Consider the following 17,109-nt stretch of genomic DNA (forward strand, 5'->3'; position numbering starts at 1 on the left):
GCAGGGCGAGCCGGCGGGGTCAGCCCGGGAAGCCGGCCGCGAGGGCGTCGACCACGTCGCCCACGACCACCACGGCGGGCGGGCGCAACCCGGCCGCCAGCACGTCGGCGGCCACCGCGCCGAGCGTCGAGCGCAGCTGCCGCTGGGCTCCGGTCGTGGCCTCCTGCACCACCGCCACGGGCGTGTCGGCCGGCCGCCCGTGGGCGACGAGGACGGCGGCGATCGCCGCGAGGTTCTTCAGGCCCATCAGGATCACCAGCGTGCCGCGCAGCCCCGCGAGGGCGTCCCAGCGCACCAGCGAGGCCGGCGAGTCGGGCGCGACGTGCCCGGAGACCACGGTGAACTCGTGCGCCACGGCCCGGTGGGTCACCGGGATACCGGCGGCGGCCGGGGCCGCGATCGAGCTGGTCACCCCGGGGACCACGGTGACCGGAACCCCGGCCTCGGCGCAGGCCAGCAGTTCCTCGCCGCCCCGGCCGAAGACGTACGGGTCGCCGCCCTTGAGCCGCACCACGACCCGGCCGGCGAGGGCCCGGTCGACCAGGATCCGGTTGATCTCCTCCTGCGCCCGGGCCGGGCCGTAGGGAATCTTCGAGGCGTCCACCAGCTCGACGTCCGAGCGCAGTTCGTCCAGCAGCAGTCCGGGCACCAGCCGGTCGGCGACCACGACGTCGGCCTCGGTGAGCAACCGCCATCCCTTGACCGTGATCAGTTCCGGGTCACCGGGGCCGGCACCGACCAGGGCCACCCGGCCGCCACCCGCGGCCGGGTCGGACGCCCGGCCGGCACCCGCCGGCCGGGTGGCCCCCGCGGGCGCCGTGCCGCCCTCGCCGGGCCCCCGGGTGGCCAGCAGGGCACGCACCTCGTCCCGGACGGTCATGGCCCGGCGCGGATCGCCCCCGCCGAGCACCGCCACCGTCACCGGCCCGTGCCGGGTCACCGCCGGGGTCCACGCGGTCGCGGCGGCCCGGTCGTCGGCGCGTACGCAGAAGATCCGGCGCTCGGCGGCGGCGGCGCTGACGGACGCGGCGGCGACCGGGTCGTCGACCGCGACCTGGACCAGCCAGGCGCCGTCCAGGTCGTCGGGGAGGAACCGGCGGCGCTCCCAGTGCAGCCGTCCGGCGTCGACGTGCCCGTGCAGGGCCGGGGTCAGTTCCGGCGCGACGAGGAACACGTCGGCGCCCGCGTCCAGCAGCGCGGGCACCCGGCGGGTGGCGACGGCACCCCCGCCCACCACGACCACCCGCCGGCCGGCCAGCCGCAGGCCGAGCGGGTACGGGTTGGTGCTCACTTCTCGGCCACCCCCGCGGAGTCGAACGTGGCGACCTCGTGCAGCACCCGCACGGCCCCGGTGACCACCGGCAGCGCCAGCAGCGCGCCGGTGCCCTCGCCGAGGCGCAGCCCGAGGTCGATCAGCGGCTCCAGACCCAGCCGGCGCAGCGCCACCGTGGCGCCGGGCTCCGCCGAGCGGTGCCCGGCCACCATCGCGCCGGCCGCGTCGGGGGCCAGGGCCACGGCGGCCAGCGCGGCGGACACGGCGATCACCCCGTCGAGCAGGACGGGCACCCGGCGCGCGGCGGCGCCGAGGATCAGCCCGGTCAGCGCCGCGTGCTCCAGCCCACCCACGCTCGCCAGCACACCGAGGGGGTCGGCGGGGTCGGGGGCGTGCCGGAGCAGCGCCGCCCGCACCACCTCGATCTTGTGCCGGTACGTCGGGTCGTCCACCCCGGTGCCGCGGCCGGTGGCCTCGGCCGGGTCGACCCCGGCGAAGACCGCGACCAGCGCGGCAGCCGGGGTGGTGTTGCCGATGCCCATGTCCCCGGTCAGCAGGATGCCGGCGCCGGCGTCGATCAGCTCACCGGCGACCCGGACGCCGGTCTGCACGGCGGCCCGCGTCTCCTCGCGGGTCAGCGCGGCGGTGACCGTCATGTCGCGGGTGCCCCGCCGCACGTTCGCCTCGACGAACCGGGGCACCCCGGTCGGGCCGCCCGCTGCACGGCCCGGCTCAGCGGGCCGTTCGGTGCCGTCCGCCGGCCCGACCGGCGTGGCGACACCGACGTCGACGACGGTGACCGACGCGCCGGCCTGCCGGGCGAAGGCGTTGACCACCGCGCCGCCGGCCAGGAAGTTGCCGACCATCTGCCCGGTCACCTCCTGCGGCCACGGGGTGACGCCCTGGGCGTGCACGCCGTGGTCACCGGCGAAGATCGCCACCGCGGCCGGCTCGGGCAGCGGCGGGGGGCAGACCCCGGCGAGCCCGGCGAGGCGTACGGACAGGTCTTCCAGGGCACCGAGCGACCCGGCCGGCTTGGTCAGCCGGCCCTGAAGTTCGCGGGCGGCGGCCATCGCCGACTCGTCGAGCGGCCTGATCGCCGCGATCGTGGGCTCCAGCATCATGCCTCCAGGATCTCCGCCAGCACAGCGGTGAACGCGTCGGTGGTGGCCCGGTCGCGCACCGCCACCCGCAGCCAGTCCGGCCCCAGGCCGGGGAAGGTGTCGCCGCGCCGGACCGCCCAGCCGCGGTCCCGCAGCGCGTGCCGTACCCGGTCGGCGCCCCGCAGGTGGACCAGGACGAAGGCGCTGGCGGGCCGGCCGGCCACGCGTACTCCGGGCAGGGCCGACAGGCGGGCGGTCAGGTGGTCGCGGTCGGCGGCGAGCGCGGCGGCGAGCGCGCGCTCGGCCGCGACCGCCTCGGGGCCGGCGCAGGCCGTCGCGGCCGCGAGCGCCGGGGTGGAGACCGCCCACAGCGGCTGCGCGGCGGCCAGCAGTCGCAGGAGCGCGGCGTCGCCCAGCAGGTAGCCGATCCGCAGGCCGGCCAGCCCCCAGGTCTTGGTGAGGCTGCGCACCACGAGTAGTCCGGGCAGGTCGCGGCGGGCGGCGAGGGAGTGGGGCTCGCCGGGGACCCCCTCGGCGGCGGTGGTGTCCGCGAACGCCTCGTCGACCACCAGGACCCGGCCGGGCCGGGCCAGGGCGGCCACGTCGGCGGCGGGGTGCAGCACGGAGGTGGGGTTCGTGGGGTTGCCGACCATCACCAGGTCGGCGTCGGCGGGAACCCGGGCCGGGTCGAGCCGGAAGCCGTCGGCCGGGTCGAGCAGCACCCGGTCGACGCTGTGCCCGGCGGCGCGCAGGGCGGCTTCGGGCTCGGTGAACTGGGGGTGCACCACGACCGGGCGGCGCACGTCGCGCAGCGCCCGGGCGATCAGCACGAACGCCTCGGCCGCGCCGGCGGTCAGCAGCACCTCGGCCGGGGGCCGATCGTGCCGGGCGGCCACGGCGGCGTGGGCGGGCCCCGGGTCCGGATACGCGGCGAGGTCGCCGAGCGCGGCGGTGATCGGATCGGCCAACCAGTCGGGCATCGGGGCCCGGCGGACGTTGACCGCGAGGTCGACGAGGCCGCCGGTCACCTCGGCGTCCCCGTGGTGTCCGAGGTCGGGCTCCACCGCCCGACCCGGATCCGGTTCGTCGGTGGGGTCGGGGGCTACCCCGATCGGCTGACCGCGCATGTCCGCGATCCTGCCGGGAAGGCGGCGCACGGGACAGGCAGGCGCGGCGTGGGCCGCATCACCTGGCACGACGTTCACGAGTTCTTCTCATGGACGAATCGGAAATGTCATAACTTGGCAGTGTGAGCAACCGACCCCTTGCTGCCGCCGGTCGTCTCGTTCCTCTCCTGCGTGCCGGGCTCATCGCCGGCCTCGTCGTCGCCGCCGTCGCCTACCCGCTGGTCGCCGTGACCGGGCTCGGCGCGAAGGCCACCGCCCACGCCGTGGAGAGCAAGACCCGGCTGCTGACCACCGCCCTGCCCGCCGAGTCCTCCTACCTGTACGCGCCCGACGGCAAGACGGTGCTGACCATGTTCTACGAGGAGTACCGGCAGTACACGAAGCTCGCCGACATGTCGCCGAACATCCAACAGGCGATCGTCGCCGCCGAGGACACCCGCTTCTACCAGCACCACGGCGTCGACCCGAAGGGCGTCGCGCGGGCCTTCGTCGCCAACGCCCGCTCCAACGGCGTCTCCCAGGGCGCCTCCACGCTGACCATGCAGTACGTCCGGATGGCGCTGCGGGACAGCGCCACCACCCCGAAGGAGGTGCAGGAGGCCACCGCCCAGACCCCCGTCCGCAAGGTCAGGGAGATGCGCATGGCCGTGGACCTGGAGAAGGAGCTCACCAAGGAGGACATCCTGGAGCGGTACCTCAACTCGGCATACTTCGGGCATCGCGCGTACGGCGTCTACGCCGCCAGCCAGATCTACTTCTCCAAGGCCCCGAAGGACCTCAGCCCCGTGGAGGCGGCCACCCTCGCCGGCCTGGTCAAGAGCCCGTCGCGGTACGACCCGGCCAGCTCGGACCAGAAGGACGCCACCACCCGACGCAACTACGTGCTCGACCGGATGACCCAGCTCGGTTACCTGTCCCGAGACGACGCCGACGCATTGAAGGACGAGCCCATCCGGCTCCGGCTCAGCTACCCCCGAGCGACTGCGCCTCCGTGCCCCAGGAGTGGAACAGCTGGGGCTTCGCCTGCGACTACGTGAAGAACTGGTGGAGCGCGCAACCGGCGTTCGGCGCCACCCCGCTGGAGCGGATCGACAAGCTCCGCCGGGGCGGCTACCGGATCGTGCTGAGCATGGACCCGAAGATCCAGGCGGCTGCCGAGAAGCACGTCGGCACCGAGAAGAACACCGGCAGTCCCTACGCCAACGGCATCGTGGTCACCGAGCCCGGCACCGGCCGGGTCAAGGCGATGGCGGTGAACCGGACGTACTCGCTGGACGTCGCCGGGAACGGGCCCAGCTCCAACCCGGAGGCCGAGCCGAACGTGAAGGCCAGCTTCCCGAACACGGTGGCACCGCTGCTCGGCGGTGGCGACCTGCCGGGCTACCAGGCCGGTTCCACGTTCAAGATGTTCCCGATGCTCGCCGCGCTGGACTCCGGCATGACCCTGAACACCACGTTCAACGCGCCGCACACCTACCGCTCCGAGGTCTACGACGGCTGGTCGCCGTCGAACGCCAGCGGCGCGATGAGCGGCACCCAGACCATGTGGTCCGGCTTCGGCAAGTCGGTCAACACGTACTTCGTGTGGCTGGAGGAACAGGTCGGCGCGGAGAAGGCCGTCCGGCTCGCCGAACAACTGGGGCTGCGCTGGCGCACCGACGTCGACCGGGAGCACGCCTCCCCGGGCAAGGCCGACACGTGGGGCGCGTTCACCCTGGGCGTCTCCGACGCCACCCCGCTGGAGATGGCCAACGCGTACGGCGCCGTCGCCGCCGACGGCCGCTACTGCGAGGCGATCCCGGTGTCGGCGATCTACGACCGGGACGGCACCCCGACGACCTGGAAGACCGCCTCCGGCATCGAACGGGAGGTCGCCAAGCCGCGCTGCCGGCAGGTGGTCAGCGCCGACGCCGCCCGCGCGGCCACCGACGCCGCCCGTTGCCCCACCGGCGACACCCCGGCCAAGGGCAGCTGCGGAGGCTGGTCCACCGCCGACAGCGTCCGGGGCACGGTCGGCCGGCCGGTCGCCGGCAAGACGGGTACGACCGACAGCACCCGGTCGGCCTGGTTCGTGGGCTACACCCCGGAGCTGGCCGCCGCGAGCTTCATCTCGGACCCGGACAACCCGTTCAACGCCGTCGGTGACGGCCAGTCCCAGATTCCGATCAAGGCGGTCGCGGAGACCCTGCGGGACGCCCTCGAGGGCACGCCCGTGCGCCAGTTCACCCCGCCGTCGGACCGCATCGTCGGCTGACCGCCGACAAGTCCCGGCGGCCGGTCAGGTACCCGTCCCGGCCGGGCGACCGGCCACCGCCTCGGCCGCCGGGTCCACCGCCGCCGCGGCCACCAGTCGCGCGGCGATCCGCGGGTACGCGGCCCAGTGCGGCACGAGCTGCGACGCGTGCACGCCCCGCCACACGAACCCCTCCGGGGCACCGCCGTCCCAACTCCAGGCGGGCCGCTGCCCGGCCCGGGGAGTCAACACCGCCCGGTGTTCCTTGTGCCCGGTGACCACCTCGCCGAGGGTGGCCACCACGCTGTCGGCCTGGGCGGTGGCCTCCCGGTAGCCGGCCACCAGCCCCTCCCGGCTGACACCGACCGCGTCGAGCACCCCGCACATGGGCAGCCCGTCCCACTCCCGGGCCAGCCAGAGCAGGCCGGTGCCCCCGGCGACGACCGGACGGCCGACCCGCGCCAGCTCCGCGACCGCGATGCAGAGCCGCCGGTTCGCCGACAACTGCTCGGCGTACGACTCGGGCAGGGCACCGCCGACCACCAGGGCCCGCGCGCCCGCCGGCAGCGCCTCGTCGCGCAGCGGGTCCACGGTGACCACCTCGGCACCGGCCGCCCGCAGCAACTCGGCGGTCTCGGGGTGGCTGTAGGCGCCCCCGGACGCACCGGCCAGCGCCACCACCGGGGGCGGTCCCGACGGTGCGGGTGGCTCGTCGGGCGACCACGGCGGGGCCGGCAGCGGCGGCGCGGACCGGGCCAGGGAGAGCAGCCGGTCCAGGTCGACGGTGGCGGCGACCGCCTCGCCGAGGCGGCGTACCGCCCGGGTCGCGTCGACGGCGCCGGTCAGCGCCGGAACCGCGCCGTAGCGACGGGCCGGCAGTACGGCGGGGAGGTCCTGGCGGCGCAACGCCCCGTAGACGGGAACGCCGACGTCGTCCAGCGCCTCCCGCAGCAGTTGTTCGTGCCGCGCCGAGGCGACCCGGCTGAGGATGACGCCGCCCAGCCAGAGCTGCTCGTCGTACGACCGGAAGCCGTGCACCAGGGCGGCCACGGACTGCCCCATCGCGGCGACGTCCACCACCAGCACGACAGGGCTGCGCAGCGCGGTGGCCACGGCGGCGGTGGACTCGCTGTCGGGGTGGCCGGTGAGGCTGTCGTACAGGCCCATGCTGCCCTGCAACACGGCGAGCCCGGCGCCGGCGGCCCCGTGGGCGACCAGCGGGGCCAGCCGCTCGACGCCGACCAGCCGGGGGTCGAGGGTCCGGCCGGGTCGACCGGCGGCCAGTCCCAGGTACGCGGTGTCGACCTGGTCGGGGCCGACCTTGAACCCGGCAACGGTCACACCCCGGTCGGCGAGGGCGGCGAGCAGCCCGATCGCCAGCGCGTTCTTGCCGTGCCCGGACGACGGCGCACTGAGCACCAGGCGCGGCACGCCGGTCATCGTCGACTCCTCGCGGGGCGGTGGAACACCCGGCGCGGACGCACCGGCGCGGACACACCTGCACGGTCCGCCCGCGTGACGATAGCGGAACGGGTCGACGCGCGAGCACCACCCGGCGGCCGGCCGTGGGCGGGTCGGACCAGCCGCCCTCCGACCCGGGGGCGGGCCGGGTCAGTGGCCTCGGTCATACGGGTAGCCTCGTGGTCGTGTACCGGTTCCTGCTGACCCCGCGCTGGCTGGGCATCTTCCTGCTGACCCTGGTGGCGGCGGTGGTCATGGTGCAGCTCGGCAACTGGCAGCTCGACCGCTACCGGGGGCGCACGGAGATCAACGAGCGCATCGACGCCGGCCTGCGGATGGCCCCGGTGCCGCTGCGCGAGGCGGTGCCCGCGCCGACGGGCGGTCCGGGCACCGCCGGTCCGGGGCCCGCGGAGGAGAAGACCTGGATCCGGGTGACGGTGACGGGGCGGTACGACACGGACAACGTGGTCCTGGTGCGCGGCCGGACGGTCGACAGCCGGGTCGGCTTCGAGGTGGTGACTCCGCTCGTGCTGGCCGACGGCACCGCCGTTCTGGTGGACCGGGGCTGGATCCCCCCGGTGCCCGGTGGCGGCGCGACGGCCCAGCCGCAGGTGCCGCCCGCCCCGGCGGGTGAGGTGACCGTCGAGGGCCGGGTGCACGCCAGCGAGAGCGGCGCGGGCACGGTGAACCGGCGCGACGGACGGTTGGAGACGCGGCGGATCGCCGTCCCGCAGCTCGCCCGGGAACTGCCCTACCCGGTGCACGGCGCGTACGTGCTCCTCGACCAGCAGGTACCGGCCGCTGACCCGCTGTTCAGTGCGGTGCCGGTGGGACACGCCAACAACTGGCAGAACCTGGGCTACGTCGTGCAGTGGTGGATCTTCGCCGTGATGACGTTGGTCGGTTTCGGCTGGGTCGCGCGACGGGAGGCTCGCCGGCTGGCCGGGGTGGTCGACGAGCGCCCCCTCGACCGGGCCGCCGAGCCGAGCAGCACGACCTGAGCCGGCTGCCCGGCTGGATCCCGCATCCCGCCGGGTGCGGCACCTCGCGGCTTTCCAGCCCCGAGACACCGCATCCTGCCGCACCTCGCGGCTTTCCAGCCCCGAGACACCGTCAGCCGGTGACCCGCCCGGCCCGCAGGGCTCGAACGGCGTCGATGGTGTCGGCCTCGGCCGCCGTCTTGTCGTCTCGGTAGCGCAGCACGCGCGCGAAACGCAGGGCCACCCCGCCCGGGTAACGGCTGCTGGTCTGCACGCCGTCGAAGGCGACCTCGACGACCTGTTCGGGGCGCACCCGCACCACCCAGTCACCGCGTTCGACGGCCAGTTCCAGGAAGCGCTCGGTCTGCCAGCGCAGCAGCTCGTCGGTGAGGCCCTTGAACGTCTTGCCGAGCATGACGAACCCCCCGGTGTGGGGGTCGCGTGCGCCGAGGTGCAGGTTGCTCAGCCAGCCGGTGCGCCGACCGCTGCCCCACTCCACGGCCAGCACCACCAGGTCGAGGGTGTGTCGGGGCTTCACCTTCACCCAGGCCGCGCCGCGCCGGCCGGCGTCGTACGGCGCTGCCGGATCCTTCACCACGACGCCCTCCTGGCCGGCGTCGAGCGCGGCGGCGAACGCGGCGCCGGCCTGCGCGGGCCCGTCGACCTCCAGCCGCCCCACCAGCAGGGACTCGTCGACCGCTGCGGCGAGCGCGGCCCACCGCTCACGGCCCGGCCGGTCGATCAGGTCGACGCCGTCGAGGTGCAGCAGGTCGAAGAAGTACGGCGTCAGGGCCGTCTCGCCGGCACGGTCGGCGGCGGCCCGCACCGCTGCGGTGACCGGGGAACCCTCCGCGCCGCGCTGCGGGCCCCGGCGGGCCGCCCGGCTGGACGTCTCCTGAAAGGGCAGCGGCCGGCCCGTCTCGTCCATGCCGATGGCCTCACCGTCGAGCACCAGCTCGCGGGCGGGCAGGGCCCGGACGGCGGCGACCACCGCCGGCACCCGGCCGGTGATGTCGTCGAGGCTGCGGGTGAATACGGCGACGTCGGCCCCGGAGCGGTGCACCTGGATGCGGATGCCGTCGAGCTTCACGTCGACCACGGCGGGGGTGCCGGTGGCCGTGAGCGCCGCGTCGACCGAGGGGGCGCTCTGGGCCAGCATCGGCGCGAGGGGTCGACCGACGTGCAGACCGAACGCCGCCAGCGCCCCCGCGCCGCCGTCGAGGGCGGCCACGGCGACGACCCGCAGGTCGCCGGCGAGCAGCACCGCCCGACGTACGGCGGCGACCGGCACGTCGGCCGCACGGGCGACCGCGTCGGCGAGCAGCCCCGTCTGGGCACCCTGCCGCAGCTCGCCGCTGAACAGGCCGGTGAGCAGCCGCTGCTCCTCGCCGGTGGCGGCGGCGTAGAGCGCATTGAGCAGCGCCCGCCGGCGGGCCTGCGAGCCGGGCCCCCGCACCGCCGCGATCTCGTCGATCGCCGCGTCGACGCCGGCCACGGTCAGGGTCGGCTCGGCCGCTGGCGGGGGCAGGTCGCGCAGGCTGGCCCAACCCACTCCGGTCTGCCGCTGGCGCAGCTCCCCGGCCAGCCAGCCCGAACCGGCCGCCACCTCCGCCGGTTCGAGGCGACGCAGCGCGTCGGCGAGCAGCGCGACCTTCGCCCGCCGGCCGCTGGTGGCACCGACGGCTGCGGAGGTGGCTGCCAGGTCGAGGAACCGCACGGCCCTCATCCTGCCAGCCACCCCCGACATCACCCGGGTGTTGCCGCACCCGGGCCGTCGTGCGGGCCGGTCGGGCCGGTCGGCCCGCGCCACGCCGCCGGCACCGCGCAGCTCAGGCTGGGACGGGTTCCTCGACGCGCAGGCCGCGGGAGCGGACCCCCTCGGCGATGCGGGACAGCGACGTGTCCAGGGCGACCAGGGCCGCCGACAGGTCCCCGAGCTGTTCCTTGAGCGTGTCCTCGGGCCACGCGGAGACGTCGACGTCCCTGAGAGCGCTGACGGCGGCCTCCAGGCGGGCCATCACCTCGTTCGTACGCATGTTCGAGAGGCTATAACAGCGACACGTACGACACACCGGAAACAGCGACTTGACCGGGGAAGTTACGGGTTCGTCACCTTCCTGCCCGTCTCGGCCACCCGGGCCAGCAGCAGCGCCTCGGCCAGGCAGACCCGGGCGAACTCCCCCAGGTGCAGACTCTCGTTGGGCGAGTGGGCCCGGGCGTGTGGATCCTCCACGCCGGTCACCAGGATCGCCGCCTGCGGGAACGTCTCCTGGAAGGTGGCGATGAACGGGATCGAGGCGCCGATGCCCACGTCCACGGGGTCGGTGCCGTCCCACGCGACGCGGAACGCCGAACGGGCGGCGTCGAACAGCGGGCCGGTGGCGTCGATGACGCACGGGTCACCGTCGTGTTCCAGGGTCACGGTCACCTGCGCCCCCCACGGCGCGTGCTTCTCCAGGTGGGCGCGCACCGCCGCGTACGCCCGCTTCGGGTCGTCGCCGGGTGCCAGCCGTACGCTGAGCTTCGCCTTCGCCGTGGGGAGCAGGGCGTTCGGGGCCTCGTCGGTGGCCGGGGCGTCGATGCCGAGCACCGCGACGGCCGGCTTGGTCCACAGCCGGTCGGTGATCCGGCCGGTGCCGATGAGCCCGACACCCTCGGCGAGGCCGGCCTCGGCGCGGATCCGCTCCTCGGGGTAGTCCACGCTCGCGCCCTCCCGGCTCACCAGGCCGTCGACGACGACGTCGCCCGCGTCGTCGTGCAGGGTGGCCAGCAGCCGCACCAGCGTGGTGAGCGCGTCCGGCACGGCACCGCCGAACAGGCCGCTGTGCACCGCGTGTTCCAGGGTCCGCACCTCGACGAAGCAGTTGACGATGCCGCGCAGGGAGGTGGTCAGCGCCGGTACGCCGATGTCCCAGTTCGCCGAGTCGGCGATCACGATCACGTCGGCGGCGGCGAGATCCTCCCGGTGCTCGACCAGCAGCCGCTCCAGCGACTCGGAGCCGTACTCCTCCTCGCCCTCGATGAACAGCACCACGCCGACGGGCAACCGGTCACCGAAGGCGCGCAGCGCCGCGACGTGCGCCATGATGCCCGCCTTGTCGTCGGCGGCCCCGCGACCGTAGAGGCGACCGTCGCGTTCGACGGGCTCGAACGGGTCGGACTCCCACAGCGACCGGTCGCCGACGGGCTGCACGTCGTGGTGCGCGTAGAGCAGCACCGTGGGTGCCCCGGGCGGCGCGGCGCGTTTGCCGATCACGGCGGGCTGGCCGCCGGAACGCACGACCTCGACGTCGAGGTCGCAGCCGCGCAGCAGCTCGGCGACCACCTCGGCGGACCGCTGCACGTGTGAGTGGTCGAAGCCGTCGAAGGCGATGCCGGGGATGCGGACCAGTCGCTCCAGGTCGGCACGCACGCCGGGCAGCTCCCGTTCGACGGCGGCCCGCAGCTCGGACTCGGACAACATTGGAGGGGTCATGACCGGCATCGTATGCCGGCCCTACCGGGGCCGGCGGGGGGTGGAACCCGGGAACGGGGATGCTCCGCCCGGGTGGCGACCCGGCTGGCCTGCCTGGCTGGTCGCGGTCACCGGCGGCGCACGTACCACCGGGTGGCGTCGTGCGGCAGCGTGGGTGCGCCGTCGACCACCAGGTCGGCGCGGGCGGCGGTGCGGTCCGCGGCGAAGTGGACGTCCTCCCCCGCGTGCCAGCGGTGCAGCTGCGGCAGGATGCCCGGCCCGTCGCGGGAGACCGCGCGGTTGCGCCGCAGCGAGGCGGGCGCGGTGACGAAGACCGCGAGGGTGAGGTCGGGCACGGCGGCAGCACGGGCCGCGCTCACCCCTTCCAGGAGCAGCACGGGCACGACGGGCACCGGCACCTCGCGCGGCAGGAAGGCGCGCCGCACCCAGCTGTAGCGGCGGTACGCCCCGGGCCGCCCGGCGCGCAGCGGCGCCAGCACCTGTTCCTCCAACCTGGTCCAGAAGGTGAGCTGGTCGTCCCACCCGTCGAGCAGGTCGTCGGTGTGCACGACGGGCGGCCGGACTCCGATCCCCGGACCGGACGTGGGTCGGCCGGCGAGGGCGGATCCGGGGGCTTCGTCGGCAGCCGGCCCGTCCGCGAGGACGGCACCGACCGCGAAGGTTTCCCCGAGGGCGGATCCGTGGGCTTCGTCGGGCGCGGGCCTGTCCGCGAGGGCTTCGCCGAGGGCGTCCGCGAGACGCGCGGCGAACACGGTCTTGCCCGCGCCGCTGGGCCCGTCGACGGCCACCATCCGGGTACGCCCCAACCGTGCCGGCCCGGCCAGCACCCGCCGCGCCAGGTCGGCGTACGCCTCGAACACCGCGACCACGGCCACTGACGTTACCGTTCGGGTTGTCCCGCACCGCTTCCCCGGTGGGACCAGGTAGGGCCCGGCATGCTCGGGGCGTGTCCCATTCTGTGATGAGTCCCGGCGTCGAGGCGTTGCTGGAACAGGCCCGCGCTGGCGTGACCCGGTTGACGCCGCAGGAGACGGTGCAGGCCGCCACGCGCGGCGCTCTCGTGATCGACATCCGCACCGACACGCAACGCCAGGAACAGGGCGACCTGCCCGGCGTGATCGTGATCGACCGGACGGTGCTGGAGTGGCGGCTGGACCCGGCCAGCGACGCGCGGATCCCCGAGGCCACCGGGTATGACATCGAGGTCGTGGTGGTGTGCCGGCAGGGCTACAGCTCCAGCCTGGCCGCCGCGAGTCTGCGTGCCCTCGGCCTGCACCGGGCCACCGACACGGTGGGCGGGGTGGAGGGTTGGCGGGCGGCGGGGCTGCCCCTGTCGGACCGCCCCGCCGACGTCCGCCGCTGACGCCGGCCGCGCCTGGCGGTGACCAGCCGGCGGTGGCCCTGCGACTTCCCATGATCGCCTTCGTCTGCCGTCAACCGAACGGCCACCCGTCCATCGCCCCCGGTGAACCGATCCCCAGGTCACGGACACTGCCGCCCGACGCTGGTTGTCTCCGGTGGCTGCGGCCCAGGTCACGGACGCTGCCGCCCGACGCTGGTTGTCTCCGGTGGCTGCGGCCCAGGTCACGCTGTCGGGGCGCCGGGCGGGACGAAGGGCAGGTCGGCGGGTGGGCCGGTCTCGACCAGCCGCCACAGGGCCGCCGTGTCGAGGTGTTCCTCGACGAGGTCGCCGAGCAGGTCCAGGGTGCGTTCCCGGGCGGCGGCGAACGAGGTGGCGGGCGCGACCCGGAAGCCGGTACGCCCGGCGAGGCGGGCCGCCTCGGTGAGGAACCGGCGGCGGAACCCGTCGGATTCGAACGCACCGTGCCAGTGCGTGCCGTGCACGGAGCCGAGTACCGCACCCTCGGCGGTGCCGTCGGCGTACGTCAGCAGGGGTTCGAGGGAGGCGTCGGCGGTCGAGACGTACCCGTGGTGGATCTCGTAGCCGCCCACCGGCACTCCCCCGGCTGCCGTCCCGGCCGCCTGCCGGACGGTCTTGCGGCGGTCGAAGGTGATCTCGATGGGCAGCAGGTTGAGGCCGGGCACGCTGCCGCGTCGGCTCTCCACCTCGTCGTGGATGGCACGGGCGAGCATCTGGAAGCCGCCGCAGATGCCGAGCAGTGGCCGGCCCGCCGCCGCGTGGGCGGTGACGGCGTCGGCCAGGCCGGTTTCGCGCAACCAGGCCAGGTCGGCCACGGTCGACTTGGATCCGGGCAGCACGACCACGTCGGCGGCGGCGAGTTCGGCGGGCTCGACGGTGAGGCGTACCCGGACGCCGGGTTCGGTGGCGAGGGCCTCGACGTCGGTGGCGTTGCTGATCCGGGGCAGCCGGACCACGGCCACGTCGAGCCATTCGGTGCCGTGCGGGGCGGCGGGGCGACCGAGCACCCGACCGTAGGCGAGGGAGTCCTCGGCGTCGAGCCACAGGTCCAGCGCCCAGGGCAGCACCCCGTACGTGGGGCGGCCGGTGACCTGGCGCAGCATGTCCAGCCCCGGACGCAACAGACCCAGGTCGCCCCGGAACTTGTTGATCACGAATCCGGCGATCAGCGCCTGGTCGGCCGCGTCCAGCAGGGCCAGCGTGCCGAACATCGAGGCGAACACGCCGCCCCGGTCGATGTCTCCCACCACGATGGTGGGTAGCTGGGCGTGGCGGGCCAGGCCCATGTTGACGTAGTCGCCGGCCCGCAGGTTGATCTCCGCCGGGCTGCCGGCCCCCTCGCAGACCACTACGTCGTACGCGGCCCGCAGTTCGGCCAGCGCCGCGTACGCCGTGTCGGCGAGCTTGGGTCGCAACTCGCGGAAGTTACCGGCGGTGACCGTGTCGACGGCCTCGCCGAGCAGCACCACCTGGCTGGCCAGGTCGCTGCCCGGCTTGAGCAGCACCGGGTTGAACCGCAGGTCGGGGGCGAGCCCGCAGGCGGCGGCCTGCATGGCCTGCGCCCGGCCGATCTCACCGCCCCGACCGTCCGACCCGACGACCACGGCCGAGTTGTTCGACATGTTCTGTGCCTTGAACGGCGCGACCCGGACCCCCTGCCGGTGCAGCCAGCGGCAGATGCCGGCGGTCAGGACGCTCTTGCCCGCGTCGGAGGTGGTTCCGGCGACCAGCAGCCCGCCGCTCACCGGGCCCCCGTGACCGACAGCCCGCCGCGCACCGCGCCCCTGCGTGCCAGCAGTCGGTCGCGCACCGCGCCCCCGGGGGCCGGCAACCGGTCGGCGACGGCCCGCAGGCCGCGCCGCCCGAGCGCCCCCGCGAGCAGCCCGCCCGTCAGGGGCCACACCGCCGCGATGCCGAGGGCCGCCAGGCTGACGGCACCGGAGATCCGAGCGGCCCGTTTCAGGTGCCGTGCCTCGGGTCGCGGGCCGTCGCCGAGGTAGGGGCGTACTTCCGAACGACCGAAGTAGACGTTGCGACCACCGAGCCGGACGCCCAGCGCCCCCGCCATCGCCGCCTCGCACTGGCCGGCGTTGGGGCTCGGGTGGTCGTTGCGGTCACGCCGCCACACCTGCCAGGCACGCTCCCGGTCACCGTGAACGGTCGGGGCAACCGCGATGGTGAGCAGGCCCGTGACCCGGGCGGGCACGAGGTTGAGCACGTCGTCCAGCCGGGCGGCCGGGGTGCCGAACCGGGCGTAGCGCACCGAGCGGTGGCCGACCATCGCATCGAGGGTGTTCGCCGCGCGGTAGCCCAACAGGCCGGGCAGTCCGGCGACGGCTCCCCACAGCAGCGGGGCGACGACCGCGTCGGAGGTGTTCTCCGCCACCGACTCGACGGTCGCCCGGGCCAGTTCGGGCTCGTCGAGCACCGACGGATCCCGCCCGCAGAGGTGCCCGAGGCGTTGCCGGGCGGCCGGCAGGTCACCGGTGCGCAGGGCACGGCCCATCACCTTGGCCTCGCGGCGCAGCGTGCGCCCGCCCAGCACGGTCCAGGTGCCGGCGGCGACCAGCGCCGCGCGGGCCACCGGACGGTTGCGGGTGGCCACCGTGGCGGCGACCCCGGCGAGCACCGGCACGCCGACGGCGGCTGCGGTGAACACGGCGCCACGTGCACGCCGAGGCTGGTAGACCCGCCGCTCCAGAGCGCCGGCCGCCCGGCCGAAACCAGCCACCGGATGCCACCGACGCGGGTCGCCGAGCAACGCGTCCATCGCGTAACCCATGACCAACCCCGCCGCGTTCGCCGCTGCCTGCCGCACCCGCACCCGCACCACCCCCGACCGGCCAGCCTACCGAGCCCGTTCCGCCCACCGATCCCATCCCGTCCATCCGCCACCGTCTCGCCTACCGAGACCGTCCCGCCTGACGCCGCCGGCCGCAACGGCCGGGACGGCCAGTCGCGACGGCTGGTTGCCCGGTTCCGCGCCGCCGGGGTGGCTCGGCCGCGCGGGGTGGCGGCGTTCACTCGCCGTCACCCCGCCCCCGTCGCGGCCCGAGCGCCCCAGCCCACGAACGCGCCCGTCGGCCCGTCGATCAGGCCGGCTGCGCCACCCGGCCCCGCCCCCGCCGGCCACGCCCGGTGGCCGGCCCCGTCTCGGCCGGCTCCTGTGGCGGCGCACCGGGCGCGTCATCATCGATGTCGGTCAGCGGTGTCAACTCGTCGGGGCCGGCGTCGAGGCCCTCCCCGGGACCGTCGAACGGATCCGCCGACAGGTCGCTACCGTCAGCCGACGCGTCGAACCCGACGGTCGACGAGTCGCCGCCCCGGAACGGAACGTCGGCACCGGCCGCACCCAGCATCTCGACGTCGTCGTCGACCGGGCGGTCGTCCGGCCGGGAGGGCGCCTCGTCGTCCGGCACCGCCTCGGTCATCTCGCCGTGCACCCGTTGCTCGGCCTCGGCGTCGGAGACCGCGCTGGTCGCCGTGCTCGGCCGGTTGCGCAGGAAGCGCGCCCGACCCCGGGACAGGTCGTGCCCCACGGCGACCGCCTCCAGTTCGTAGATCGTGCGGTGGTTGCCGGCGTCGTCGGTCCAGTCACGGGTGTAGAGCCGGCCGCAGACCACCACCGGGTCGCCGACCATGACCGAGGACGCCACCCCTTCGGCGAGCCGACGCCAGCAGTTGACCCGCACCCGCAGACTGTTGCCGTCGACCCAGCGACCGGTGTCCCGGTCGAGCCGCCGGGCGGTCGAGGCGACCTTGAAGTTGGCCACGAGGGTGTTGCTCTGGGTGGTGCGTCGCCACTCGGGTGCGGTGAGCACGTTCCCGACGATCGTGACGTAGGTGTCGAACATCGTCCCTCCAGGGGTGGTCGGCTGGGTTCTTCGCGAATCGACTCGCCGCCGAGCCTCGCGGGCCACGCCTGATCGAGGCCACCGCGGGAGCCGCCCCTGTGGACAGAAGCGTGGCCTGTGGACAACAACCTGATCAGGCTGTCGATGTGCTAGGTGAGACTCCGCCCCTGGTCACCCACCCCATCGACCTGAGCGCGATCCGGCCGACGGTCGCGCGATTCC

General features: G+C 75.1%; 12 protein-coding genes and 2 pseudogenes. 3 read left to right on the top strand and 11 right to left on the bottom strand.

Features of this window, described 5'->3' with window-relative positions; translation table 11 throughout:
• Positions 1 to 19: 19 nt before the first annotated feature.
• From cobA to cobC, 3 genes are read right to left on the bottom strand one after another with little or no spacing between them, the layout of a single operon-like run.
• Positions 20 to 1,291: a uroporphyrinogen-III C-methyltransferase gene (cobA, locus tag GA0070616_RS06865; protein WP_091078076.1), complete on the bottom strand. Its 1,272-nt coding sequence runs from the start codon at positions 1,289 to 1,291 to the stop codon at positions 20 to 22.
• Positions 1,288 to 2,394: a nicotinate-nucleotide--dimethylbenzimidazole phosphoribosyltransferase gene (cobT, locus tag GA0070616_RS06870; RefSeq protein WP_091078080.1), complete on the bottom strand. Its 1,107-nt coding sequence runs from the start codon at positions 2,392 to 2,394 to the stop codon at positions 1,288 to 1,290. The genes cobA and cobT overlap by 4 nt, the downstream gene beginning before the upstream one ends.
• Complete coding sequence (gene cobC, locus GA0070616_RS06875; RefSeq protein ID WP_091078083.1) at positions 2,394 to 3,503, bottom strand: Rv2231c family histidinol phosphate aminotransferase CobC; 1,110 nt, start codon at positions 3,501 to 3,503, stop codon at positions 2,394 to 2,396. The genes cobT and cobC overlap by 1 nt, the downstream gene beginning before the upstream one ends.
• Before the next feature lie 122 nt (positions 3,504 to 3,625).
• Between cobC and GA0070616_RS06880 the strand changes: the two are divergent.
• Positions 3,626 to 5,757, top strand: a pseudogene (locus GA0070616_RS06880) (transglycosylase domain-containing protein).
• A 24-nt stretch (positions 5,758 to 5,781) separates the two neighbouring features.
• Here GA0070616_RS06880 and GA0070616_RS06885 read toward each other — a convergent pair.
• Complete coding sequence (locus tag GA0070616_RS06885; RefSeq protein WP_091078087.1) at positions 5,782 to 7,176, bottom strand: cobyrinic acid a,c-diamide synthase CobB; 1,395 nt, start codon at positions 7,174 to 7,176, stop codon at positions 5,782 to 5,784.
• Between the two features lie 200 nt (positions 7,177 to 7,376).
• Between GA0070616_RS06885 and GA0070616_RS06890 the strand changes: the two genes are divergently transcribed.
• Complete coding sequence (locus GA0070616_RS06890) at positions 7,377 to 8,198, top strand: SURF1 family cytochrome oxidase biogenesis protein (protein ID WP_175439996.1); 822 nt, start codon at positions 7,377 to 7,379, stop codon at positions 8,196 to 8,198.
• Between the two features lie 112 nt (positions 8,199 to 8,310).
• On the opposite strand, the gene GA0070616_RS06895 is transcribed toward GA0070616_RS06890, so the two are convergent.
• The 4 genes from GA0070616_RS06895 to GA0070616_RS06910 form a co-directional block, all read right to left on the bottom strand.
• Positions 8,311 to 9,903: an ATP-dependent DNA ligase gene (locus GA0070616_RS06895; RefSeq protein WP_175439997.1), complete on the bottom strand. Its 1,593-nt coding sequence runs from the start codon at positions 9,901 to 9,903 to the stop codon at positions 8,311 to 8,313.
• Positions 9,904 to 10,006: 103 nt separating this feature from the next.
• A complete protein-coding gene (locus GA0070616_RS06900) occupies positions 10,007 to 10,213 on the bottom strand; it encodes a hypothetical protein (RefSeq protein ID WP_091078091.1) in 207 nt (68 codons plus the stop codon).
• 62 nt (positions 10,214 to 10,275) lie between these two features.
• Positions 10,276 to 11,652, bottom strand: a complete 1,377-nt coding sequence (locus GA0070616_RS06905; RefSeq protein ID WP_091090105.1) for a dipeptidase — start codon at positions 11,650 to 11,652, stop codon at positions 10,276 to 10,278.
• Between the two features lie 107 nt (positions 11,653 to 11,759).
• The gene (locus GA0070616_RS06910) at positions 11,760 to 12,527 is read right to left on the bottom strand and encodes a uridine kinase family protein (protein ID WP_425412931.1); all 768 of its coding nucleotides are present in this window, start codon (positions 12,525 to 12,527) and stop codon (positions 11,760 to 11,762) included.
• Between the two features lie 86 nt (positions 12,528 to 12,613).
• Here GA0070616_RS06910 and GA0070616_RS06915 point away from each other — a divergent pair, with 86 nt between their 5' ends.
• Positions 12,614 to 13,015: a rhodanese-like domain-containing protein gene (locus GA0070616_RS06915; protein ID WP_091078095.1), complete on the top strand. Its 402-nt coding sequence runs from the start codon at positions 12,614 to 12,616 to the stop codon at positions 13,013 to 13,015.
• A 221-nt stretch (positions 13,016 to 13,236) separates the two neighbouring features.
• Here the strand turns inward: GA0070616_RS06915 and GA0070616_RS06920 are convergent, their stop codons facing one another.
• The 3 genes and pseudogenes from GA0070616_RS06920 to ssb form a co-directional block, all read right to left on the bottom strand.
• Positions 13,237 to 14,778, bottom strand: coding sequence for a cobyric acid synthase (locus GA0070616_RS06920; RefSeq protein ID WP_091078098.1), 1,542 nt, complete (start codon positions 14,776 to 14,778; stop codon positions 13,237 to 13,239).
• A gap of 86 nt (positions 14,779 to 14,864) precedes the next feature.
• A pseudogene (locus tag GA0070616_RS06925) lies at positions 14,865 to 15,815 on the bottom strand (cobalamin biosynthesis protein); the annotation flags it as partial.
• Positions 15,816 to 16,125: 310 nt separating this feature from the next.
• Complete coding sequence (gene ssb, locus GA0070616_RS06930) at positions 16,126 to 16,887, bottom strand: single-stranded DNA-binding protein (RefSeq protein ID WP_091078101.1); 762 nt, start codon at positions 16,885 to 16,887, stop codon at positions 16,126 to 16,128.
• Between the last annotated feature and the right edge of the window lie 222 nt (positions 16,888 to 17,109).

Source organism: Micromonospora nigra (assembly GCF_900091585.1).
GTDB classification, from domain to species: domain Bacteria; phylum Actinomycetota; class Actinomycetes; order Mycobacteriales; family Micromonosporaceae; genus Micromonospora; species Micromonospora nigra.